The following is a 23324-nucleotide window of genomic DNA, read 5'->3' as shown; positions in this document are numbered from 1 at the left end:
AATGAAAGTAACTGGAGGAAAAGACTATGGGTTTTCTTAAAAAAATATTTGCCAAACAAGAGGTAAAGACACAAAATGAAACAAAACCAAAAAATGAAGACAGAGTAGAAAACCAAGAGAAAATACAAGCAACCGTTGAAATGTTTTATGAACGTTTAAAAAATACATCACAAAAACCGATTACTTACTTTACTCTTGAAAAAGATAAACCAGCTTTATTTGATTGTAAAATCGGCGGTGCATATTATATTCCTGAACATGAGACACTTCCAATTGATCAAATAGAAAAGAGTCCATTGTATTTGTTGGCGCAGATTAATTTTTCGCAGTTTAAAGCACCGGAAGGATTTCCAACATCAGGGCTTTTACAGATTTTTATAAGTGGTGATGATGATCTTTACGGCTGTGATTTTGATGATCCAAGATCTCAAAAGAGATGGGCAATTCGCTATTATGAATCCATACCAAACCAGCCTGTAAGCAATCGTATCTTTCAACCGAAAGCACATAAAGAAACAATGTTACCCTTTCCATTGGATTGTGAATACCGTCTGCAACCGCATGAACATTTTCAGACAATTACCATAAATGATTATCGCTTTAAAGATTATTTTACTCAGTCATGTCAAGATTTATTAAAAGAGGATCAACACACTATTTTCGATTTAGATGATGTCATATATGATAACTTATGTGATAGATTAGAAACATTTGCTTCACAAATAGGCGGATATCCTTGCTTTACACAATATGATCCCAGAGAGTATATAAAAGACAATCCTTGCGATATCCTATTATTTCAATTAGATACAGTAGAAGATATTATGTGGGGAGATTCTGGTGTCGCAAATTTCTTTATTTCTGAACAAGATCTTAAAAATAAAGATTTTACAAACGTTGTTTATAATTGGGACTGTATGTAAGAAAAGAGGTTGTAGTGTATAGAAGATTTCATTTCGTAAATCTATCTAATATCATTACAACCTCTTATTCATATACATAGTCTGATAATTTTTTAGCTTTCGCACTGGCATTCATAATGATTCCAAAGGCTACCAAATAAGATAGCATGCTAGATCCGCCATACGATATCAAAGGAAGGGTAATACCGGTAATTGGTAATAATCCAATGATCATTCCGATATTTTGCACTTGCTGATATAGCAACATTCCTAAAACACCTAAAATCAGATATTTTTCAAACATATTCTTCGATATGCTGGCAATCTTACATAAATGAAGATCAAGTCCTAAACATAGTATTAAGATGAATACTGCACCAATCAATCCCCAGCTTTGACCAATAACAGCAAAGATGAAATCCGTCTGTGCTTCGGGTATCGGTACTAGAAACTGTTGCATACCATGTCCGCTTACACCGGCACTGCCTAATGCTAACAAAGCCATATATTGTTGATAACTATCCGTATTGATGCTAGATTCAGGATCAAGCCAAGAAGTGATCCTTCGCATTTTATAGCTTCCTCCCATCATACTAGTTAGTAAATCAAATTGAAATATGTAGAGATAAGCAAAGACGGCAATAAAGATGATGATAAGTCCGGCTAATAGCCATATCCATTCTTTGCGTATTCCCGAACATAATAGCATAGCCAATAGACTGATACCAATAATCAAAACAACTCCGGTATCCGGCTGTAATAGAATTAGTACCATAGGTGGCAGAGCCCATTTTGCAACTTCTATAAATAGTTTAACATCCATCTCAAAGGAATCAATTACTTTTTCTTTGTTATGTTCATCAATAATACCTGCGGTAATGATGATCAATACAATTTTCATAAACTCACTGGGCTGAAAGGAAGTTCCAGGAAGGAAAAACCATGAAATAGCACCATTGGTTGGCTGCATGATAGAAATCACTCTGCCGGTCAGTGAGTATAATATCCTGGCAAAAAATAAGATGATCAAACAGACCATTAATATCCAATAGGCAATCTTAGCGAATTGAAACATACTGTCATTGCCTAAATACATGATTACACCTAAGGCGATAAAACCTGCCATAAACCACATGATCTGTTTTGTAAGATACCCCATTCCAGCTTGGGCTCCAACAATTCCGAAAGAAGAATAGATAGAAACGAAGCTGGTGATTGCCATGACAATTAAATAAGCCATTAAAACAAAATCAAACTTATCCGGACTCTTCGCCCTGGATAATCCTACTTTCATTGGCATCACTCCATTATTACTATGCCTAATTAAAGGCTTGTATCTATTATAGCACGGTTTTTCTTCCTTATGTTGCGCACGGCATACAAATTTGAATAAATTAAGGAAAATGTAATGCTTCTCATATAAGAAAGATATGTAAAAGATTTCTGCATACTTATACCAAGCAACCTTCATTTTTGATATAATATAGAAACGAGAGCAGGAGTTGATTTTATGACAAAAAAGAATACCTATACACCGATGATGACACAATATTTAGAGTTAAAAGAGAAACATAAGGATGAAATTATTTTTTACCGTTTAGGTGATTTTTATGAAATGTTTTTTGACGATGCAAAAATAGCAAGTCAGGAATTAGATCTTGTGTTAACAGGCAAAAATGCCGGTGTGGAAGAAAGAGTGCCAATGTGTGGTATTCCGCATCATGCAGCGAATGGCTACATTCAGCGCTTGATCCAAAAAGGGTATAAAGTTGCTATCGTGGAACAGATGGAAAATCCCGCTACAGCAAAAGGCTTAGTAAAACGTGATATTCTTAAAATTGTTACTCCTGGGACGATCATGGATGAAGTGAATGATGAAAAAGCAACTGTTTATATTGCGTCATTGCATGATTATCAATTTGGCTTAGCGGTCGTTCTATGTGAGATGACGACAGGAGAAATGCGCGCACAGTTGATTGATAAGCAGGTGATGGCAATTCAGAAAGTACTGCTTGGTAATAATGTGGCAGAAATTGTCATTGAAGAAAAGTTCGATAAGAAAATTGTAAAAATGATCGAAGATATGGATCGGATAACAATTTCTTATTATCAAGATGCAGCCATCAAGGAAGCATATGAACATCTTATCAGTGATATTGAAGATGATCGAATACGCCATGCATTTGGTATACTTACGAATTATTTAGATGAAACACAACGCCGTAATATGGCTCATCTGAATCATGTTGAACAGGTTTATGAAAATGAATTTTTACAAATGGATTACAATACTAAGCAAAACTTAGAATTAACGGCAAGTATTCGCAATAATTCTAAATCATTGACTTTATGGAGCTTCTTAGATAAATGTCGCAGTTCTATGGGGTCTCGCTTGTTAAAAAAATGGATTGAGTATCCACTTGTTGATACGAAAATGATCAATAAACGTTTAGATGCTATTGAATATTTAAATGATAATTTTATTACGAAAGATGAGCTGAAAGAACATTTAAGCTTTGTATATGATATGGAGCGATTAAGCGCAAGAGTAGCTTATGGAAGTGCCAATCCTCGTGATATTTTACGTTTGATTAAAACACTGGAACATGCTCCGATGATTTTTGATCTATTCAAAGATTGTAATGCTTATAGCGAATTTCAAACAATTGATGTCTGTCAGGAATTATATGAGGTAATAGATGGTGCTATCGTGGAAAATCCACCGGTTACATTAAAAGATGGAGGTGTCTTCGTAGAGGGCTATCATGAAGAACTTGATCAGGTAAGAGAAATCGGTAAGAATGGAAAGAATTGGATTTTAGCATTCGAAAATAAGGAGCGGGAGCGCACCGGAGTTAAATCATTGAAAATCGGCTATAATCGAGTGTTTGGCTATTATATCGAAGTGACGAAAACGAATCTTTCACAAATAAAAGAAGAATTTGGTTATGTGCGAAAACAGACACTGGCAAATGCGGAACGTTTTATCACACAAGAATTGAAGGAACAAGAAGATGCAATCGTTCATGCACAGGAAAGAAGTATTCGCCTGGAAAATGAATTGTTTGAAAATTTATTAGACAAAATACGTGTATATCTTCCTAAATTACATGATTTAGCAATTGCGTTAAGTACCATTGATGCGTTGTATGCCTTAGCAGAAATTTCAAGTGAAAATGGTTATACCCGACCTCATTTTCATAAAGAGCATACGGTTTATATGGAAGAGGCACGACATCCCATCTTGGATAAGATCATGAAAACAACACGCTATGTTTCTAATGATCTTAAGATGCAAGAGGATCAGGATATCATGATCATTACAGGACCGAACATGGGCGGTAAATCTACCTACATGCGGCAAACGGCTTTACTTGTGATTATGGCACAAATAGGTTGTTACGTGCCTGCGCGCAAAGCGGAATTGCCAATCTTTGATCAGATTTTCACACGTATTGGGGCAAGTGATGATATCATGTCAGGACAATCAACCTTTATGGTAGAAATGATGGAAGCCAATAATGCCTTAAAGCATGCAAGTGCGAATTCATTAATTCTATTTGATGAGATAGGGCGCGGTACTTCTACTTATGATGGTATGGCATTGGCACAGGCGATGATTGAATATATTTTACGCAATATCAAAGCGAAGACTTTATTCTCAACACATTATCATGAATTGACACAGATGGAAGAACGTAATCCGGGTATTTTGAACGTTCATGTCGATGTTCATGAAGAGGATGAAAAGGTGACGTTCTTGTATCGCGTCATAGAAGGTAAAGCTGATAAATCGTATGGTATCAATGTTGCCAGATTGGCACATCTGCCAGGTAGTGTGTTGGATCGTGCACAACAGATTCTTGATAATTTGGAATTGAATGATAATCCTATACAAAACATCGTCGGACCGCATGTGATTGAAAAAGAAAATCCGAAACATGTAGAAATTATCGAACAATTGGATAAAATAGATTTAAATAAGATGACACCGATAGAAGCTATGCAGCTGCTATATGAATTAAAACAAAAGATGAAATAAAGAACAATACGTTTATCGAAAACAGGAGGTGAGGATATATGGGAAAGATTAATCGCTTGGATGAACATTTATCAAATATGATTGCGGCTGGTGAAGTTGTAGAACGTCCTATGGGAATTGTAAAAGAATTGGTAGAAAACTGTATTGATGCATCCGCAAGTCATGTGGAAATACAAATTTTACAAGGTGGTATAGATACGATTACCATCATTGATGACGGTATCGGAATGGATGCGGAAGATGCCACATTAGCTTTTGAACGCCATGCGACTAGTAAACTGAAAGAAGTAAATGATTTATGGAATATACATACGATGGGATTTCGTGGCGAGGCGCTGCCTTCTATCGCTTCTGTATCTCATGTGATCTTGCGAACGAACAATGGGACAGACGCTACGGAAGTGGAAATCAATTATGGTACGTTAGTAAGTGCAAAACCATGTGGTACACCAAAAGGAACGATGATTGAGGTAAAAAACCTATTTCAAAAAACACCGGCACGTTTTAAGCATTTAAAAAGTCCGCAATATGAATTTTCTTTGATCTCGGATGTCGTTCAGAAGTTTGCTTTATCACATCCAGAAATTGGTTTTGTTTTATCACATGATGGAAGAACGGTATTTAAAACAAGAGGGAATGGCAGCTTACTTGAGGTGTTGATGCAGATTTATGGCAGAGATAGCGCAAAGACAGCAATTGCTTTAGATGGCAATGATATGGATTATCATATTGGCGGTTTTATCATGCAGCCTAATTTCAATCGAGCAACCAAATATTATATGTTATTGTATATCAATGGGCGAATGATCCGTAATTATCATTTACAAAAAGCAGTGATGGATGCGTATGCGCCTTATCTTCCTAAAGAACGTTATCCTATTGCCATTATCAATATGGAAATGGATGCTCAATTAGTCGATGTGAATGTGCATCCAAGTAAATGGGAGATTCGCTTATCAAAAGAAAAACAATTGGAAAAACTAGTGTATGAAACGATAAGTAATGCATTAAAGGAACATCTGCAAGTACCGAAGGTCAATGTAAATCGGGAAAAGAAAATTAAAGTAGAAATGCCTGAAATGCAATTAACATATGAACGTGATGATAAGGTGAAAAAGCTTCATGATGAAGTGAATGAAAGCTTTGCGAATCCTAAGGATGTACCACCATTAAATATGGAACAGTTAAAGGTGGATATAGAAAAGTCAAAAGAAGAAGCGCATATCAAATATCCACAACCGATAAAAAGAGAATGTATCACAGAGACAAAAGAAACAGAAACAATTTATAAAATAAGAGATGCCGTCGATACGAAACAAAAGCAAACACATAACGTAGGTATCAAACAACAGCCAGGGAATGAAGTAAAAAAAGAAGAAAAGGAACAAGAAAAGGAACAAGAAATGCTTACACCATCTACAGCAAACGTAGAGCAGGCATTTCATCCTCATATGGAAACAAGCAAATTGGAAGTACCTAAAAAGCAAGTACAAACAATGGAACAATCCGATTTGATTCATAAAAAACCACGGAATCCAAGCCTTCCCCAACTGCGTGTCATCGGTCAATTCCATAACTGCTATATCATTGCCGAAGGAGAAAAAGGGTTATACATTATTGATCAACATGCGGCACAGGAACGTTACCACTATGAAGTAATTCGAGAGTCCATCTTAGCCGGACAAAATGATGCACAACCTTTGTTGTTGCCGATAACAATTGAGGCAAGTGTATCTGCAATCATGCAGTTAGAAGATCTGAATAAGGTCATGGAACAACTTGGTATTCATCTGGAATCCTTTGGAGAGAAGACACTTGTCTGTCGTGAATTGCCTGTTTGGATGAAGGATGTTGAGGAAGCAGCTTTTTTACAGGATATGATTGATATTTGGGAAAGAGATAAAGCGTTAAGTTTGGAAAAACTAAGGAAGCACGCTATCGCAACGATGGCATGTCATAGCTCCATTCGATTTAATCGCAGTCTGACAATGGAAGAAATGAACCGTGTCATAGAAGATTTGGGCAAATGTGAACAACCATTCCATTGTCCACATGGAAGACCGACATTGATATGTATGGAAGAAAAAGATTTGATTCATGACTTTGAAAGAGGTTGATTATGGAAAAGGTATTAGTAATCGTCGGACCGACCGGTGTAGGGAAGACAAACTTAAGCATTCAGCTGGCTAAGCAATATGATGGAGAAATCATCAGTGGCGATTCTATGCAGATTTATCAGGAAATGAGCATAGGAACAGCGAAAATCAAAGAGGATGAAAAACAGGGAATCCCACATTATCTTGTAGATGAATATCATTTTGATGAAGAATATAATGTGAAGATTTTTCAGCAAAAGGCGAGAGACTATATACATGCAATCAATGCGAAAAAGAAACTTGCGATGATTGTAGGAGGTACCGGTTTGTATGTGAAATCTGTTATCTACGATTATCAGTTTTTAGATCAGAAAGAGGATACGGAATTTTTAACCTATCTAAAAAAACGAAGTAATGACGAATTATGGAGCTTGCTGAAAATCGTTGATACTAAGGCATGTGAAAACATTCATCATAATAATCGCCAACGTATAATCAGGGCATTAAGTATGGCACATGATGGTATAAAAAAGAGTGAGGTCATTGCCTGTCAAGATCATAAACCGGTCTATGATGCCTTCATCATTGGTTTGACAATGGAAAGAGATGCATTATATGAACGTATCAATCAACGTGTCGATCAGATGATGGAAGAAGGATTGTTTGAAGAAATCAACGAATTAGTAACGACACATGAGAATGTTTGGCAATTACAAAGTTTTCAGGGAATCGGCTATAAAGAATGGAAAGCTTATTTTGAAAAGCAGTGTCCAAAAGAAGCTTGCATAGAACAAATCAAGAAAAACTCACGTAACTTTGCGAAACGTCAATACACTTGGTTTCGCAATCAGATGAAGGTGCATTGGTATGATATAGCAGATGCTTCTTATCAAGAACAATTAAGGAAGGATGTTGAGTCATGGCTTCACCAGTAGAGACACCATTACAACGTATGGAACTGTTGATTGGTGAAGATAATATTATAAAATTGAAACAGGCCAGTGTATTGATCGTTGGTGTTGGCGGTGTCGGTTCCTATGCTGCAGAAGCGCTCGCTCGAAGTGGAATAGGCAAATTGATACTGGTAGATGGAGATACGGTTGCGCCAAGTAATCTGAATCGTCAAATACATGCAACTTTTGCGACCATCGGTCAATCTAAAACGAAGGTGATGAAAAAGCGTATTGAAAGCTATCGCAACGATTGTGAGGTTATCACACAGGATCTTTTCTATAATGCAACAAAAAATGAGGAAGTGTTTAAAGAACCTGTCGATTTTGTGGTTGATGCAATTGATACCATGTCTTCAAAACTGGCTTTGATACAATATTGTCTGCAACATAACATTCCTTTTATCTCTAGCATGGGAATGGCCAATCGCATGGATCCTACGTGTGTGACCATTTGTGATCTGATGAAGACAAGTTATGATCCGGTTGCAAAGATTATGCGCAGTTTGGTAAGGAAACATCATATCAAAGGAAAGATTCCGGTGGTATGGTCAAGTGAGCAGCCTACCGTGCAGACAAAGGTGATTTATGAAGATGGAATTACGCGTAAACAAAAGATGCCACCGGCCAGTTCGCCTTTTGTACCATCCGCTGCCGGTTTAGCAATTGCTTCTTATGCCATAAAACAACTATTAAAAAAGTAACCAGGCTATTTTGATATGTACCTGGCATTCTGAATCATTCAGTATGAAGGGTACAAATCACTTAGGTCTGGTTTTCTTTATGTTATAATGATGAAGAAAAGAGGTGGTCATATGACAATATGGGATCCATGGCGTGGCTGTCATCGCTATAGTGAAGGGTGTAAGCATTGTTATATACATAAAGGAGATGCAAAACGTGGTATCGATACGAATGAGATTGTAAAGACAAAACGTTTTTACGCACCGATTGAAAAGAAAAAGAATGGTGAATATAAGATGAAATCCAATCAATTGGTATATGTTTGTTTTCGTTCTGATTTTCTTTTAGAAGATTGTGACGAATGGCGATGGGAATGTTGGAACATGATGAAAGAACGTCAAGATTTGACTTTTCTTTTTTTAACAAAACGCATCGAACGCTTAGCTAATTGTCTTCCTAAGGATTGGCAGGAAGGTTATCCCAATGTTATTATCGGCTGCACCATTGAAAATCAGAAACAGGCAGATATTCGCCTGCCTATATTTACTGCCTTGCCGATTGTGCATCGCAATATCATCTGTCAGCCATTATTATCGCCGATAAAAATAAAGCCTTATTTGCAAAATGTAGAACTGGTAGTTGTTGGTGGTGAATCGGATGTTCAAGGACGTGTTATGGATTATGACTGGGTTTTAGATATCCGAAAACAGTGCTTGGAAACACAGACACATTTTGAATTTCGGCAATGTTCTACCAATTTCAGAAAGGATGGGAAATACTATCATCTGAGTGTTCGTGAGCTTATGCGCCAGGCAAAGAAAGCAGATATAAATATATAGCGACCAATATAAAAAAAGGGAACGTAATGGTTCCCTTCCCCCCTATGCCAAGGTTAATGGTCTTTGTCTATGACATATAGGATAGTGCTGGTATACCAGCAATACTATTGTAAAAATAATTCACCAGAAATGCAATATATTTATGAAACTATTTATTATAAATAGCTAACTGGCGTAATATATTCGACGGTTTTTTAGTTGTTTCGCGGTGTTTTGCGTTTTTTCGACACTTGCCTTATTTGTTATAATTACGCTGTCCGAAGATGATCGTACCTAAACGTATCATATTAGAACCATGTTTTAATGCCAAAGCATAGTCTTGACTCATTCCCATTGATAAATAACGGATGCGCTCTGCACCATATTCATTTTGCAATGTATGATATAAAACTTGCATTTTTTCAAAACAAGCTTCTATATCGGCAGTAGTACCATTCATAGGACCAACACACATCAAACCTTGCACATCCAAATGAGGAAAGCTCATGCATTGTTTTACGAAGGATAAGCATTCTTCTAATAATATACCAGTCTTATTTGCTTCTCTTGCTATATTGACTTCGACTAAGACAGGCATCACCTTTTCAATCTTCGCACACTGTTTTTCAATTTCTTCAGCTAAACGCAGACTATCCAGGCTTTGAATCATATCTACCAAAGGAACAACATCTTTTACTTTATTGCGCTGTAAATGGCCAATCATATGCCAATGGTAGTTAGGATCATATTTTTCCTTAATTTCCTGAACTTTATTCTCACCAAATATCCGACATCCACTCGCATAAGCTTCATCAATCTCTTCTTTTGTATGTGTCTTGCTGACAGCAATTAAGACCACATCTTTTGGCAAATCTCTTTGAATTGCTGATAATTTCTTTTTATCCATGAATCTCACCTCTGATTACGTAGTAATTATAGCATTTAACAAACGAAAAGGATAGCGGTTGCTATCCTCAACGTGGTATGTGACATACCTGTATATGAAAGGGAAAAGATTTTCCCTATACATAGCGTATGCAGAGTTATACAGATTATGCAGTTTTTCTCTTGTTTAAAAAAGAAATACGGCACTTTTTTTACTGCTGAATAAACCATTTATGCGATACATAAGGTTCCTTCCTTAATTAAAACTTTTATATGGGATCTATATGTAAGGTATATTATGTTTTTTTAATTAGCAAGTTTCTTCTTTGGTATTGCGAATCCATGAAATTTCATGCATAGATATAGCGAATATGCTATAATAAAGAAGATTGGTTAAGGAGTGTTTTAATGATGAAAAAAGGATTATTTATTACATTTGAAGGAAATGATGGCAGTGGAAAGACTACAATATCAAAGATGGCTTATGAAAAGTTATTGGATATGGGGTATCCGGTCGTTTATACAAGAGAACCGGGAGGGATTGATATTGCTGAACAAATCCGTCATGTGATACTTGATCCTAAAAATACAGCCATGGATGCGCGTTGTGAGGCATTATTATATGCCGCTAGCCGCAGACAACATCTGGTAGAAAAAGTTCTGCCAGCCTTGGCAAAACATCAAATTGTACTCTGCGACCGATTTGTGGACAGTTCATTGGTATATCAAGGAATTGCCCGTGGAATAGGTATCGAAGAAGTGTATAAAATTAATGAATTTGCGATAGAAGGACATTTGCCAGATGCCACTATATTTCTTCATGTTGATTTGCATACAGGACTTTCCCGTATTGAAACAAGAGGAGAAAAGGATCGTCTGGACAATGAAAGTATGAAATTTCATCAGATGGTTTCAGAAGGCTATGATACCATACGGGAAATGTTTCATGAACGCATGCACGTGATAGATGCGACCAAATCCATTGAGGATGTGTTAAAGGCAACGATAGAGTGTCTGTTGGAGATTATAAACGCTCATGATTAAGGAACTATTAAAAGAACAACAGCCGGTTGTTTATACAACCTTAAAGCATGCACTCGAACTTGATAAGCTTGCGCATGCCTATATGTTTTCCGGGCCTGCTGGGACAATGAAGAAAGAGGCAGCTTATCTGCTTGCACAAAGTTTGGTATGTTCTACGCATGGTTTTGCATGTGAGTGCTGTGATACCTGTAAACGTATAGCGGCAAATGAATTTGCGGATTTAAAATATATTGATGGGACAACGACTTCGATTAAAAAAGAAGATATCGTAAAACTGCAGAAGGAATTTAATAAAACCGGGTTAGAAACAACCGGCAAGAAAATTTATATTCTTGATCATGCAGAAAATGCCACTCCAGATGCGTTAAACTCTCTATTGAAATTCTTGGAAGAGCCAACGAATGATATGACAGCAATCTTGATTGTTGAACAAATGGATCGAGTACTGCCAACCATCATTTCACGCTGTCAGAATATACCTTTTACAGCACCGGGATTTTTTAGTTGCTATCAAGAGGTTAGAGCAGAAATAGCAGAATTAGATGCCTATTTGTTATCTCATATCTTGCATCAGAAACAAAGTATTCTTGAGGCGGTAGAAAGTGAAGATTACCAACATGCTGTATATGTATTTAAAGGAATGTTGGAACGGTATCAGAAATCTTGCTATCAAGCCTTATTGTTCTTGCAGTTGGAGGGTTTCCCGGCAAAACAAAAAAAATATGGGAAACAGGCTTTGCAATATGTATTAGATATGTTGCTGCTGTTTTTTAAGGAATGCATGAAAAAAGAAAGTGCATGTCAAGATATGTGGTATAAAAAACAGCTGGAAACCATGCAGCAGAAAGATATGGATATCATAAAAATCATGCAGATATTGATGCGTGGAAAGGATATGCTTTTACGCTCTGTTAATCTGCAGATGCTGATAGATCAATTGTTATATGAAATGAAAGAGGTGACACGATGAATCAGAATACACAAAATAAAACGAATAACGCAAAAAATGAGCATAAACAAAACGGGCGAAACACGTATCATGACAATCATAAGAACAATGATGCACGACAGGATAAAAAAGAAGCACACAATCAAAATCATTATGATAATCATCGCAAAGAACACGGAGAACATGTAAATCGTACATATAAATATTTGGCCTTTGTATCTTTTTCAGAATCAAAGAAGGTCTATTCTTTTGGATGTAACGATAATAACTACCATGTTGGTGATGATGTTGTCGTTGAAACGATTCGCGGACAGGAATTAGGAAAGATCGTAAAGGAAACAGAGACGTTTATACCAAACGGTATGGAAATTAAACCAATTTTGCGTAAAGCTACGGAGAAAGATTTAAAACAAGTAGAAATCAACGCAGAAAAGGCAAAAAAAGCGATGGAAATCTGCAATGAATGCATTGCTAAGTTAGGCTTGGATATGAATTTAATTGAAGCTGAATATACGTTAGATTGCAGTAAGATCATTTTTGTCTATGTAGCCGATGAACGCGTAGATTTCCGTGAATTATTAAAGGATTTAGCTAGTATTTTCAAATGCCGTATTGAATTGCGACAGATCGGACCTCGTAATAAATCAAAAATTATCGGTGGTTTAGGTATGTGCGGTATGGAAACTTGTTGCTCACGGTTTCTTAATGATTTTGATGTTGTATCTATCAATATGGCAAAAAATCAGTTATTGGCATTGAATATTCAGAAATTAAGCGGCCAATGTGGAAAATTGATGTGCTGTTTAAAATATGAAGATGGACAATATAAAAAATTAAGAGAAGGGCTGCCTAAAATGAACAGCCAGATAGAATATAAAGGCAGTCGTTATCGTATTACCAGTATGAATGTTTTACTACAACAGGTAAAAATTGAAAATAAGGAAGATGTACAATTTTTATCCTTCCAAGAACTTTGGCCGGACATTGATTTTTCTGATCGGTAGGTGACAAACATGAACAGACAAAAAAGCTTTGAACAAAAGAAACCGGCATTATATTTGGTGGCTACGCCTATCGGAAATCTTGAAGAAATGACACCAAGAGCCATTTCTATCTTAGCAAGCGTTGATGTCATAGCAGCTGAGGATACCCGCAATACGATGAAACTATTGACACATTTTGGTATTAAGACCAGACTGCTTTCTCATCATCAGCATAATGAACTGCAAAGTGCTAAAGGGTTAGTGGATTTGCTAGATCAGGGGAATTCCATTGCAATTGTTTCAGATGCAGGTTATCCTTTGATCTCTGATCCTGGCAGTATCGTATGTAAGATGGTGATTGAAGCAGGCTACAGTGTTATTCCTGTTTCCGGCAGCAATGCTATGTTAAATGCTTTGGTATGCAGTGGCTTAGATACACAGCATTTCTTGTTTTACGGCTTTTTGAAGGCATCCGAAAAAGAACGTATTCGGGAACTGCATGATTTGAAGTATTATCCTTTCACCCTTGTTTTTTATGAAGCTCCCCATCGTATTCGTAAAATGCTGGAAAGCTGTAAAGAGGTGTTGGGGAATCGTCAAATGTGTCTGGCAAGAGAATTAACGAAGAAGCATGAAGAATTCTTACGTGGCACGATTGAGGAATTGCTGGAGGTTGTTGAGGAATTAAAAGGGGAAATGGTTGTCATTATCGAAGGCAGCAAAGAAGAAAAAGACCCCGGTGAAGATCAGGCAATGCCTTTGGTCCACGATCAGATTAAAACATATATTGATGGTGGTTTAACGACCAATGAAGCGATAAAAAGAGTCGCGAAAGAAAGAGGTCTTTCTAAGAACGATTTATATAAAGAGTTCCATGGCTTAAGCTAAAGGAATGCGTGTCTTATCACGAAGCGAAGTCCATACTCACCTTAGATAAAAAAGGGTTACCATCATTTCAAAAACGATATGATGATTTACTTCTAATTTATCTATTCTTGAGTAGGAAGCTTAAGTGAGAAGACACTTTTTTATTCGTTATAGTGTGCCAATCGATTAAGGAAAGTACTATTCAGAAAACAGGTAAATAAAATGATGTCATATTCTATATCAAAAGATAGTATAAAAGAACTATGATTTTAATTTCATAGGAAAAAGGAGGTTAGATGCATGAAGCTTGAAGATCGTATCTTATATGCCGATATGTTAGAATGTCGCCGAAAGAAAGGTAAGATTTATTATGAAGATAGCCATGGATTATTAATAGAGAGTCCGAAATCACATATGTTATATTGTGCTGCCGAGAATGAAGCAAGTGCAAAAGCTGTTGTAGCACATCTTCCTTCCTCTTTTGCTATTTTGGTGGCACATGATATGTATACCGATCGTTTTATTCAACAACAATACCATATCACCTGTGAACTACGTTGTTATCACAGTGCTTATATCGAAAAAACATTACCGCAAGTAAAACTTCCTCATGGTTTTACCATGCAAACGCTGACAGAAGCATATATACCAGAAATTATTGCTTTATATAAGCACTCCATGCCTTCTTTGGCAACAGTGGAATATATAAAAGAATGTCTAAATGATGACATGTTTGCTGTCTTTGATAAAGAAATCCTTTGTGGCTTTATTGGTGTGCATGAAGAAGAAAGTATTGGTCTATTAGAAGTAAAGCAAGAATATCAAAGAAAAGGTATTGCAACCGCATTATTACAACGGGCAGTACAATCACAAATGTTAAAGGGACGTATTCCTTATGGCGAAATTGTTGAAGACAATATCATCAGCTTACAGCTGCAAAAGAAAGCCGGTATGAAAACTTCTGAGAAACTGACTTATTGGTATTTTATGGAGGAATAGGATCCATGATCCTTTGCTTTCATTATCACTTGTATAACGTAAGAAATTCATGAAACATTCACACAGCAACGTCAAAAACACGTTATAATGAACATAGAGGTGATAACATGAGCAAGCTGTTGGTCGTTGATGATGAAGCGCAAATACGTAACATCATTCGGAAATATGGGGAATTTGAAGGATATGAAATTGCTGAGGCAGTGGATGGCATGGACGCGATTGAGAAATGTCGAAAAGATCAGTTTGATTTGATTATCATGGATATCATGATGCCTAATCTTGATGGGTTTTCAGCAGTGAAAAAGATACGTGAAGAGGCTTCTACTCCGGTTATTATGCTTTCCGCGCGTGGAGAAGAGTATGATCGTATTCATGGTTTTGAAACAGGGATTGATGATTATGTCGTTAAACCTTTTTCACCGAAAGAGCTGATGATGCGCGTCAATGCGATTTTAAAAAGAGTTCATGGAGAAGAGGATAAAAAACATAAGGATGTGTATGAATATGAAGGCTTACGTATTGATTTTACAGCCAGAAAGGTATTCATAAATGAAAAAGAAAGCGAAATGTCGCCTAAGGAATATGTTCTGCTGTTTTACATGGTGCGTAATGAAGGCATTGCCTTAACAAGAGAACAGCTGATTCATGATGTATGGGGATATGATTTTTACGGTGACGATCGCACGTTAGATACACATATTAAATTATTAAGAAAAAGCCTGGGAATTTATAGTTCTACAATCGTTACCTTACGTGGGGTAGGTTATCGTTTTGAAGGCAAACAATAGAAAAGATACCAGTATCAAATGGAAAATTTTCGGCAGTTTACTAGTCTTTATTGCCATCATCATTTTGGTACTGTGGCTTTTTCAGGTTTTTTTCTTAGAAAAATTTTATGTGTTGATCAAATCACGTTCCGTAAAAGATGCCGCAAGTGATATCAATCAGGTAATAAATAATGAGAATTATAAGGATGAAATTGATGCGATTATCAAAGAAAATGAATTCTGTGTCATTGTTTATGAGAATGAAAATGAAACACCGTTATATTCCAGTAGTGGAAAAGGAGATCCTCGCTGTGGCATCACCGAGTTTAGCATGAAAAAGCACATGGATATCATTGCTAAGCTACAAAAAGAGGCGAAGGAACATGATGGTACTGCTTCTACTTTATTAGAAGAATCTGCGAATAAAGAGGATTTTAATTTCAAAGAAGAAGTAGAACTAACGGATCGCTATCATAGTATCTTAAATACACCTTATGATGAGAAAAAGCTTCGAAAGCTATTACCATCTAATAAAAATGCCCAAATGATGACATATATCAGTGTAGTCATGCAGGCAGATAAAAGTATAAAAACCATTGTGGTCAATGCACAGCTGACACCAGTGAATGCCACCATCGAAACGATTCAGACACAGTTTCTTATCATTGCCGTAATTCTCATTCTAATCGCGTCGCTTTTAGCGATGTATTTATCTCGTAAAATAGCTACGCCGATTATTGAAATCAATGATGGCGCCAAGATACTTGCGAAAGGACGATATGATGTAGCATTTAAGGGGAAAGGCTATCTGGAAATCGAAGAGCTCAGCAACACCTTGAATTATGCGGCGAAAGAGCTGTCAAAGGTTGAAAGCTTGCGCAGGGAATTAATCGCAAATATGAGTCATGATTTGCGAACGCCGCTGACAATGATTAGTGGTTATGGTGAAGTTATGCGAGATATTCCTGGTGAAAATACAGCAGAAAATGTGCAGATTATCATTGACGAAACGAAAAGGCTGACCAATTTAGTAAATGATATGTTGGATTTATCTAAGTTACAAGCCGGTGCTCAAGAAATTAATAGCAGTAGCTTTAATATAACAGAAGAAATTGAACATATTATCGCCCGATATGATAAACTGCTGACAAATAAAGATTTTACAATTCAGTTTCAGTATGATAAACCGGTTTTTGTTAAAGCAGATATCATTAAAATTAATCAGGTGATATATAATCTGATAAACAATGCCATTAATTATTGTGGAGATGATCATAAGATATATGTCCGTCAGCTCATTGAAAAAGATCGAGTACGCATTGAAGTGATGGATCATGGTGATGGGATTGAAAAAGAACAGCTGCCTTATATCTGGGAACGTTATTATAAAGTGGATAAAACACATGTACGCTCTAAAATAGGAAGCGGATTAGGTCTTAGTATCGTGAAAGCGATTTTAGAATTACATAAGGCTGAATACGGGGTAATTAGTAAACGAGGTCAAGGCACGACGTTCTGGTTCACATTGCCTTTATGTATAGCAGATCATGAAAAGATGGCATAAGTAAGAGATTAGGATAGCGCAAGGTGCACTGTCTTTTTCACAATGAGAATCTAATAATTGTCCTATTTATGGGTGTTATCCATGAATAGGATTTTTTCTTTGTCAAAAAGAAGAAGCTACGAAAAAGTATATGCAGATGTACACGTATAGTTTATCTGACGAATTTATAGCTTGACAAAAAAGCTAACCATGGTATCATATAGTTCTAAATAGAACAAAGAGGTGAGATCACATGTTGGAATTTTTAGAGATTCTTGATTTATGGAAACGGTTGTATGAGAAGGAATTGCATAATGTTTGCAAACGTTATGACCTACATAAAATGGATGTCGATATTTTATTATTCCTGGCCAATCATCCACAATGTCAAAATGCGACGGATATCGTCCAACGTCGTAAATTAACGAAATCGCATGTTTCAACATCCTTAAAATTTTTAGAGGAACAGGGATATATTGAAAAATATTATCAAGAAGGCAATCATAAGACGATATATTTGCATATGTTAGCAAAGGCTGATAAAGTGATTGCCGATGGTCGAAAAGCACAGGAACGGTTTCAAAAGCATTTGTTAAAGAACTTTAGCGAAGAAGAGTTAAAGAGGATGAAAGACACTTTTCGGCGGATGAATGAAAATGTAAAAGCAGCTTTAAAGGAGGAAGAAGAAACATGCTGATGAAGTTTATCGTTTGTTTTATAGCCGGTATTGGTGCCGGTCTTGGTACGGGATTTGCAGGAATGAGTGCTGCGGCAGTCATCAGTCCCATGCTGATTACATTTTTAGGCATGCCGGCATATGAGGCAGTTGGCATCGCCTTATCCAGTGATGTATTAGCAAGTGCTGTCAGTGCCTACACGTATGGTAAAAATAAGAATTTGGATATTAAAAACGGCTTGGTTATGATGGTGACGGTATTAATCTTCACAATGGTGGGCAGTTGGATATCTTCTTTAGTGCCGAATACAGCTATGGGCGGTTTCTCGGTCTTTATGACGTTTTTATTAGGTATTAAATTTATTGTGCGACCGGTGATGACAACCAAAGAATCAATGGGAGATATAGATCCCAAAAAACGCTTTGTGCAATCGGTACTGTGTGGCATTTTGATTGGCTTTATCTGTGGTTTCATCGGTGCCGGTGGCGGTATGATGATGCTGTTAATTCTAACAAGTGTTTTAGGATATGAATTAAAGACAGCTGTTGGAACCAGTGTCTTCATCATGACCTTTACTGCCTTTACCGGGGCTGTTTCACATTTTACTATTGGAGGAGCACCAGACTGGTGGGCAATGTTGTTTTGTATCTTATCTACCTTGTTATGGGCAAGAGTTGCTGCTAAATTTGCCAATAAGGCAAAACCGATTACCTTAAATCGTGCTACCGGTGTTGTTTTAACAGTTCTCGGTATTGCCATTATGACCGTAAATTTTTTACAATAATAAAAAAACGTATTTCTTTAGCAAGTGTCGCAATTTTCTTCACTTCTAAATATGAAATACGTTTTTTAATATGTAAAGATCTGGCTGACATCAAAAAACAGCAGCCTAGGATATAGAGAATATATCCCATTTTATTTCATGTGAATTTGTTTCGTCATATCCTCATCAAAATCTAAACCTTCAAATTGTAAACGATAATAATTCGCGTAAATGCCATTTAACGCGATTAACTCATTATGCGTTCCTCGTTCTTCCTGTCCATTTTCAGAAATGACGATGATTTCATCAGCATTACGGATGGTTGATAGACGATGAGCAATCGTAATGGTTGTACGATTCTTTGCCAGCTCTTCCAGACTTTTTTGAATATGACGTTCACTTTCATTATCCAAAGCACTGGTTGCTTCATCTAATATTAAGATCTTAGGGTCTTTTAGAAAGACTCTGGCAATGGAGATACGTTGTTTCTGACCACCGGATAACCGCGTGCCACGCTCTCCTACAAAGGTATCATATCCATCTGGAAGAGAAACGATAAATTCATGGATATTTGCTTTTTTAGCAGCGGCAATGATTTCCTCATCACTTGCTCCGGGTTTTCCATAAGCGATGTTTTCTTTAATAGAGCCGGTAAACAGATAAACATCCTGTTGCACGATACCAATCGCTTTGCGCAAACTTTCCAAGGTCAGTGAACGAATATCTTTCCCATCTACCTTAATAGAGCCATGTGTAACATCATAAAAGCGAGGCAACAAGGAACAAATGGTTGTCTTTCCACCGCCGCTTGGTCCAACAAGGGCAATGGATTTACCGGCATCAATATGAATGTGAATGTGATCCAATACTTTCTCTTCATCATTGTAAGAGAAACAAACATCTTCATAATCAATGACACCATGAACTTCTTTCAACTCTTTTGCATCTGGTGCATCTACGATGTCTGGTTTTGTTTCTACTACTTCAAGGAAACGTTTAAAGCCGGAGAATCCTTTTTGGAACATTTCCGTGAACTCTACCAACACTTCAATCGGTGCAACAAAGATATTTACATACAGTGCATACGTTGCTAAGGCAACTGGTTCTAAATTTCCCATGGCAATGAAATAACCACCAGCGACTAAAATCGTCAAATACAACAAACCCTGAAAGAAATTATTACCGGCATGGAATAAGCCCATACGATAATAATTGTTTTCCTTTGACTGTAAGAACATCTGATTGCTGTGGGCAAATTTATCACGTTCAATGTCTTCATTCGCAAAGGACTTCACAACGCGAATGCCTGCTAAGCTATCCTGCAAACTGGCATTTACACCAGCAATCTTACGGCGGTTATCCATGAAGGTTGCCTGCATCTTGCGATTTTGAAATAAACTGAATATCAGCATTAATATGGTTACACCGATCAGAATTAAGGTCAAACCGACATGAATATACATCAATAGAATAAAAGAACCAAAGATTTTTAATAAAGAAATGAAGACATTTTCCGGACCATGATGGGCTAATTCGCTGATATCAAATAAATCCGAAACCAGTTTGCTCATCATTTCTCCGGTATTATTTTTATCATAATAGGAAAAAGATAAACGTTCAAACTGATCAAACAGATCCTGACGCATATCACTTTCCATGCGGGCGCCCATGATATGACCTTGTGCTGTTACATAGTAGCGACATAAGGCACGAAGGATATACATGATCAATAATCCAACACCTAACCAAACCAGACTATCTAAAATAGCTTCCTTTGTCTGTAAATAAAATGTGTTATTTAAGTAATTTAAAATCTGGGGGAATGCCAGATCAATAACACTAATGACTAAGGCACATATCATATCTAATAAGAATACGGTACGATATGGTTTATAATAATTCATAAATTTCTTCATAATATGCATATGTATCACTCCCTCTTTGACATACCGCTTTATTATAAAGCAATTTTTAAGTTTCCTCCACTCTTTCAACCGAAAAAATATTGAAAAAATAAAGGAAGGCTACCTATTTTTCGTGAATTACGTTATAATATGAACGGTGTAATGAAAAGAAGAGGTAAGAAATATGAGTATAATATCTTATGTAGTAATTATCTTATTGTTTGCGGCTGCAATAGCCTTTATGATTTATAAACAAAACTCTGTCGGTCGTTTAAATAAAGCTATTCAGGGGAAGGATTATGCAAAGGTTATTGAGCTTTGTGAAAAAGATGCTTATCAGAAAGCGGTTGGCAAATTTAATTGTGAATTGTATCGCTTAAAAGCTATTTATCGTAGCCGTCCTGAAGCAGAACGTCAAAAAGCATTGGAAGAGGCCTTGGCGAAGGATTATACAATGGAAAATAAAGAAGAAATTTTAGATTTATATTTCCATATTTATTTACAGAATCAGAATCGTGCATATTGTGATAAATTGATGGAGATCATTGACACAATTGATGATGAGACTTTTAAAATGTATCAGCATTGGTCTTATGAAGTTGTCTTTAATAAACGAACAGATTTAATTAAAGAAATGGATGATGCCATTGAAGATAAACGTATGAAGGGCTTTGGCTTAGGCGTTAGCGCTTATATGATTGGCTTATCTTATTACTATTTAGAAAACTGGGAAAGTTCTCGTTCCTATTTCTATTCCAGCATCAGCTGTTTTCATCCAGGCAACATGTATGTAGAGCTAGCGAAAAAATATGTAAATGAGCTAAATGAAAAATTAGGTTCTGACATCACGATTTAGTAAAATAACCTTGTGAAATTCTCAAGGTTTTTTTAAAGAGAGGGAAAACTATGGAATATGTATATGAATATCAGTTTGAAAAGGATAGAGGTCATGATTACAGTGATGAATTTTTTGAAATCCTGCAAAAACGTAATCACATATTAAAAACGAAAAAAGCAGTGGTTCATAAATTCCATTATTTTTATTATGCACTTGCAGCTGTTTTTTTATCCATGTTAAGTATTCTATTTGGGGCAGAAACAGATTCTGATTTTTATAAGGTGATTTTCACCCTGTCTATATATTTGGCTTTATTTTGGAGCATCATCGGTTGTTACTTATTTATATACAAACTGCGATTTCGCAAACGTTATTGTGGGCTTTGTGAAAAAAATGGAGTGGTAACACTAAGCGAGGATACGATCAGTGATGAATGCCAAGATGTAATGATGAGCTATAAACAAGAAGTGATCAAAAAAGTTGTCATCGGACGTGAAATTATGGTCTTTTTTGTGGATAAGCATAAGCCTTTTATCATGGTACCAAGAGTTGATTTTAAAGAGGAAACCTTTTTAAAATTAGTAAAGGAAATATTTCATGATCGCATCGTATATTGGAAACGTATATCTTAAATTCGTGCGATAAACAAGCTATATGATGCTCTAGTAAAGACTGTGACAAACCGCAGTCTTTTTTATTGTGCAGCAAAATCATTTATGTACATGATTGCCTGTTCTTTTTTGTATCCTTGTCAAAGGGCAGAGTTTAACAAATGGTTTTATTTCAGAATTATAAAAACTTTTGTAGTTTGCGCCAGACAAGATGAATAAGCCAAGCACCTAAGAGGATGCAGAAAAGATAAATAAGATTACGCATAGAAATACCAACAATTGGTGTTAACAAGTTAAAGAAAGGTTGCGTGCTTTCATAATAAGGGCTGATATAAAACATATTAAGCTCTCCCAGTGTATGAAAAGCAATATTTAAAAAGGTTGCTATGCCGGCAAACATAAAGAACAAAGGCAAAGTTTGTAAGAAACCTTTTGTGGTTGTATCGCCTTGTTTATGAAAGCCAATCCACAAACTCAAGAATAGTAATAAGAAATGCCATAAAAAGGCATGTGCCGTTAGCATCACGTAACGATGCATCAAATCATCCGGAAAAAGAAGAGCCATGACAGCCCCTAGTAAACTAAAGTCCATGAGAAAGGTTTCTAATGGAGTCCGCCATTTATCTTTTAAGAAAGGAAATAAGATTCCGATATACATAGGTAAGGAGCATAACTGAAAAGGAAAGATCCACCAATCATATTGTTGGTCATCAAGCAGATAAAAGTGAAACAGCTGTTTATAAAGTTCCAGTATGAGCAAAACAAGACTGATTCCAAAGATGCCATAAACATACTGCTTTTTAGTAACATGACGTAAACGATAAGCAAACCCTATGCATATGCTAATTCCCACGAGTAACATCAACACATGAAAAAGACCGAAAGGTTTAGGCTTTTCCATTTCCCAGGCAGTATATCGTAAGAATTGTTGCATATGCTCACCTCATTTCAAAAGGCTTTCTTTATCTTTATTATACAGCGTATTCACTTACCAAACAAAAA

General features: G+C 36.4%; 21 protein-coding genes. 17 read left to right on the top strand and 4 right to left on the bottom strand.

The window, feature by feature from the left end:
• Positions 1 to 26: 26 nt before the first annotated feature.
• Positions 27 to 923 carry a YwqG family protein gene (locus tag LI241_RS06150; protein WP_117547797.1) on the top strand — a complete coding sequence of 299 codons (897 nt, stop codon included), beginning with the start codon at positions 27 to 29 and terminating at the stop codon, positions 921 to 923.
• 64 nt (positions 924 to 987) lie between these two features.
• Here the strand turns inward: LI241_RS06150 and LI241_RS06145 are convergent, their stop codons facing one another.
• Positions 988 to 2196 carry an FtsW/RodA/SpoVE family cell cycle protein gene (locus tag LI241_RS06145; protein ID WP_008690215.1) on the bottom strand — a complete coding sequence of 403 codons (1209 nt, stop codon included), beginning with the start codon at positions 2194 to 2196 and terminating at the stop codon, positions 988 to 990.
• A 216-nt stretch (positions 2197 to 2412) separates the two neighbouring features.
• Here LI241_RS06145 and mutS point away from each other — a divergent pair, with 216 nt between their 5' ends.
• The 5 genes from mutS (at position 2413) to LI241_RS06120 (ending at position 9513) form a co-directional block, all read left to right on the top strand.
• Positions 2413 to 4944: a DNA mismatch repair protein MutS gene (gene mutS / locus LI241_RS06140; RefSeq protein WP_227151053.1), complete on the top strand. Its 2532-nt coding sequence runs from the start codon at positions 2413 to 2415 to the stop codon at positions 4942 to 4944.
• Between the two features lie 38 nt (positions 4945 to 4982).
• Positions 4983 to 7061 carry a DNA mismatch repair endonuclease MutL gene (mutL, locus tag LI241_RS06135; protein WP_008690210.1) on the top strand — a complete coding sequence of 693 codons (2079 nt, stop codon included), beginning with the start codon at positions 4983 to 4985 and terminating at the stop codon, positions 7059 to 7061.
• 2 nt (positions 7062 to 7063) lie between these two features.
• Positions 7064 to 7975, top strand: a complete 912-nt coding sequence (gene miaA / locus LI241_RS06130; RefSeq protein WP_008690207.1) for a tRNA (adenosine(37)-N6)-dimethylallyltransferase MiaA — start codon at positions 7064 to 7066, stop codon at positions 7973 to 7975.
• Positions 7960 to 8694 (top strand): ThiF family adenylyltransferase, encoded by a 735-nt coding sequence (locus LI241_RS06125; RefSeq protein WP_008690205.1) that lies wholly within the window; start codon positions 7960 to 7962, stop codon positions 8692 to 8694. The genes miaA and LI241_RS06125 overlap by 16 nt, the downstream gene beginning before the upstream one ends.
• A 111-nt stretch (positions 8695 to 8805) precedes the next feature.
• Entirely contained in the window at positions 8806 to 9513 is a 708-nt protein-coding gene (locus LI241_RS06120) for a DUF5131 family protein (RefSeq protein ID WP_008690203.1), read from the top strand.
• Between the two features lie 235 nt (positions 9514 to 9748).
• On the opposite strand, the gene LI241_RS06115 is transcribed toward LI241_RS06120, so the two are convergent.
• A complete protein-coding gene (locus LI241_RS06115) occupies positions 9749 to 10399 on the bottom strand; it encodes a YggS family pyridoxal phosphate-dependent enzyme (protein ID WP_008690201.1) in 651 nt (216 codons plus the stop codon).
• A gap of 389 nt (positions 10400 to 10788) precedes the next feature.
• On the opposite strand from LI241_RS06115, the gene tmk reads away from it, so the two are divergent.
• The 9 genes from tmk (at position 10789) to LI241_RS06070 (ending at position 18990) form a co-directional block, all read left to right on the top strand.
• Positions 10789 to 11421, top strand: coding sequence for a dTMP kinase (gene tmk / locus LI241_RS06110; RefSeq protein ID WP_020991074.1), 633 nt, complete (start codon positions 10789 to 10791; stop codon positions 11419 to 11421).
• Positions 11414 to 12391 (top strand): DNA polymerase III subunit delta, encoded by a 978-nt coding sequence (locus LI241_RS06105; protein ID WP_008690879.1) that lies wholly within the window; start codon positions 11414 to 11416, stop codon positions 12389 to 12391. The genes tmk and LI241_RS06105 overlap by 8 nt, the downstream gene beginning before the upstream one ends.
• Positions 12388 to 13374 (top strand): regulatory iron-sulfur-containing complex subunit RicT, encoded by a 987-nt coding sequence (gene ricT, locus LI241_RS06100; protein WP_008690880.1) that lies wholly within the window; start codon positions 12388 to 12390, stop codon positions 13372 to 13374. Before LI241_RS06105 ends, ricT begins: the two co-directional genes overlap by 4 nt.
• A gap of 9 nt (positions 13375 to 13383) precedes the next feature.
• A complete protein-coding gene (gene rsmI, locus LI241_RS06095; protein ID WP_008690881.1) occupies positions 13384 to 14241 on the top strand; it encodes a 16S rRNA (cytidine(1402)-2'-O)-methyltransferase in 858 nt (285 codons plus the stop codon).
• Between the two features lie 279 nt (positions 14242 to 14520).
• Entirely contained in the window at positions 14521 to 15219 is a 699-nt protein-coding gene (locus tag LI241_RS06090) for a GNAT family N-acetyltransferase (protein WP_008690882.1), read from the top strand.
• Positions 15220 to 15326: 107 nt separating this feature from the next.
• Entirely contained in the window at positions 15327 to 16007 is a 681-nt protein-coding gene (locus tag LI241_RS06085) for a response regulator transcription factor (protein ID WP_008690884.1), read from the top strand.
• On the top strand, positions 15991 to 17550 hold the full coding sequence (locus LI241_RS06080; protein ID WP_008690885.1) for a HAMP domain-containing sensor histidine kinase: 1560 nt from the start codon (positions 15991 to 15993) through the stop codon (positions 17548 to 17550). Before LI241_RS06085 ends, LI241_RS06080 begins: the two co-directional genes overlap by 17 nt.
• Before the next feature lie 232 nt (positions 17551 to 17782).
• Positions 17783 to 18226, top strand: a complete 444-nt coding sequence (locus tag LI241_RS06075) for a MarR family winged helix-turn-helix transcriptional regulator (RefSeq protein WP_117547789.1) — start codon at positions 17783 to 17785, stop codon at positions 18224 to 18226.
• Positions 18220 to 18990 carry a sulfite exporter TauE/SafE family protein gene (locus LI241_RS06070; protein WP_008690887.1) on the top strand — a complete coding sequence of 257 codons (771 nt, stop codon included), beginning with the start codon at positions 18220 to 18222 and terminating at the stop codon, positions 18988 to 18990. The genes LI241_RS06075 and LI241_RS06070 overlap by 7 nt, the downstream gene beginning before the upstream one ends.
• 131 nt (positions 18991 to 19121) lie before the next feature.
• Here the strand turns inward: LI241_RS06070 and LI241_RS06065 are convergent, their stop codons facing one another.
• Positions 19122 to 20894: an ABC transporter ATP-binding protein gene (locus LI241_RS06065; protein ID WP_008690914.1), complete on the bottom strand. Its 1773-nt coding sequence runs from the start codon at positions 20892 to 20894 to the stop codon at positions 19122 to 19124.
• 163 nt (positions 20895 to 21057) lie between these two features.
• Between LI241_RS06065 and LI241_RS06060 the strand changes: the two genes are divergently transcribed.
• Entirely contained in the window at positions 21058 to 21729 is a 672-nt protein-coding gene (locus LI241_RS06060) for a hypothetical protein (protein WP_117547788.1), read from the top strand.
• A 50-nt stretch (positions 21730 to 21779) separates the two neighbouring features.
• Positions 21780 to 22343: a hypothetical protein gene (locus LI241_RS06055; RefSeq protein WP_117547787.1), complete on the top strand. Its 564-nt coding sequence runs from the start codon at positions 21780 to 21782 to the stop codon at positions 22341 to 22343.
• Positions 22344 to 22500: 157 nt separating this feature from the next.
• Here LI241_RS06055 and LI241_RS06050 read toward each other — a convergent pair whose 3' ends face one another.
• On the bottom strand, positions 22501 to 23256 hold the full coding sequence (locus LI241_RS06050) for a YwaF family protein (RefSeq protein ID WP_117547786.1): 756 nt from the start codon (positions 23254 to 23256) through the stop codon (positions 22501 to 22503).
• Between the last annotated feature and the right edge of the window lie 68 nt (positions 23257 to 23324).

Origin of the sequence: Longicatena sp. 210702-DFI.1.196, from assembly GCF_020563125.1 — a bacterium.
GTDB classification, from domain to species: domain Bacteria; phylum Bacillota_I; class Bacilli_A; order Erysipelotrichales; family Erysipelotrichaceae; genus Longicatena; species Longicatena caecimuris.
This window is presented reverse-complemented; position numbering and strand designations above follow the sequence as displayed.

Coding starts and splice junctions, on each gene's coding strand:
- miaA (WP_008690207.1), top strand. CDS start 7,064: ATGGAAAAGGTATTAGTAATCGTCGGACCGACCGGTGTAGGGAAGACA.
- LI241_RS06115 (WP_008690201.1), bottom strand. CDS start 10,399: ATGGATAAAAAGAAATTATCAGCAATTCAAAGAGATTTGCCAAAAGAT.
- LI241_RS06060 (WP_117547788.1), top strand. CDS start 21,058: ATGAGTATAATATCTTATGTAGTAATTATCTTATTGTTTGCGGCTGCA.
- LI241_RS06085 (WP_008690884.1), top strand. CDS start 15,327: ATGAGCAAGCTGTTGGTCGTTGATGATGAAGCGCAAATACGTAACATC.
- LI241_RS06120 (WP_008690203.1), top strand. CDS start 8,806: ATGACAATATGGGATCCATGGCGTGGCTGTCATCGCTATAGTGAAGGG.
- ricT (WP_008690880.1), top strand. CDS start 12,388: ATGAATCAGAATACACAAAATAAAACGAATAACGCAAAAAATGAGCAT.
- mutL (WP_008690210.1), top strand. CDS start 4,983: ATGGGAAAGATTAATCGCTTGGATGAACATTTATCAAATATGATTGCG.
- tmk (WP_020991074.1), top strand. CDS start 10,789: ATGAAAAAAGGATTATTTATTACATTTGAAGGAAATGATGGCAGTGGA.
- LI241_RS06150 (WP_117547797.1), top strand. CDS start 27: ATGGGTTTTCTTAAAAAAATATTTGCCAAACAAGAGGTAAAGACACAA.
- LI241_RS06070 (WP_008690887.1), top strand. CDS start 18,220: ATGCTGATGAAGTTTATCGTTTGTTTTATAGCCGGTATTGGTGCCGGT.
- LI241_RS06090 (WP_008690882.1), top strand. CDS start 14,521: ATGAAGCTTGAAGATCGTATCTTATATGCCGATATGTTAGAATGTCGC.
- LI241_RS06065 (WP_008690914.1), bottom strand. CDS start 20,894: ATGCATATTATGAAGAAATTTATGAATTATTATAAACCATATCGTACC.
- rsmI (WP_008690881.1), top strand. CDS start 13,384: ATGAACAGACAAAAAAGCTTTGAACAAAAGAAACCGGCATTATATTTG.
- LI241_RS06145 (WP_008690215.1), bottom strand. CDS start 2,196: ATGAAAGTAGGATTATCCAGGGCGAAGAGTCCGGATAAGTTTGATTTT.
- LI241_RS06125 (WP_008690205.1), top strand. CDS start 7,960: ATGGCTTCACCAGTAGAGACACCATTACAACGTATGGAACTGTTGATT.
- LI241_RS06055 (WP_117547787.1), top strand. CDS start 21,780: ATGGAATATGTATATGAATATCAGTTTGAAAAGGATAGAGGTCATGAT.
- LI241_RS06075 (WP_117547789.1), top strand. CDS start 17,783: ATGTTGGAATTTTTAGAGATTCTTGATTTATGGAAACGGTTGTATGAG.
- LI241_RS06050 (WP_117547786.1), bottom strand. CDS start 23,256: ATGCAACAATTCTTACGATATACTGCCTGGGAAATGGAAAAGCCTAAA.
- LI241_RS06105 (WP_008690879.1), top strand. CDS start 11,414: ATGATTAAGGAACTATTAAAAGAACAACAGCCGGTTGTTTATACAACC.
- mutS (WP_227151053.1), top strand. CDS start 2,413: ATGACAAAAAAGAATACCTATACACCGATGATGACACAATATTTAGAG.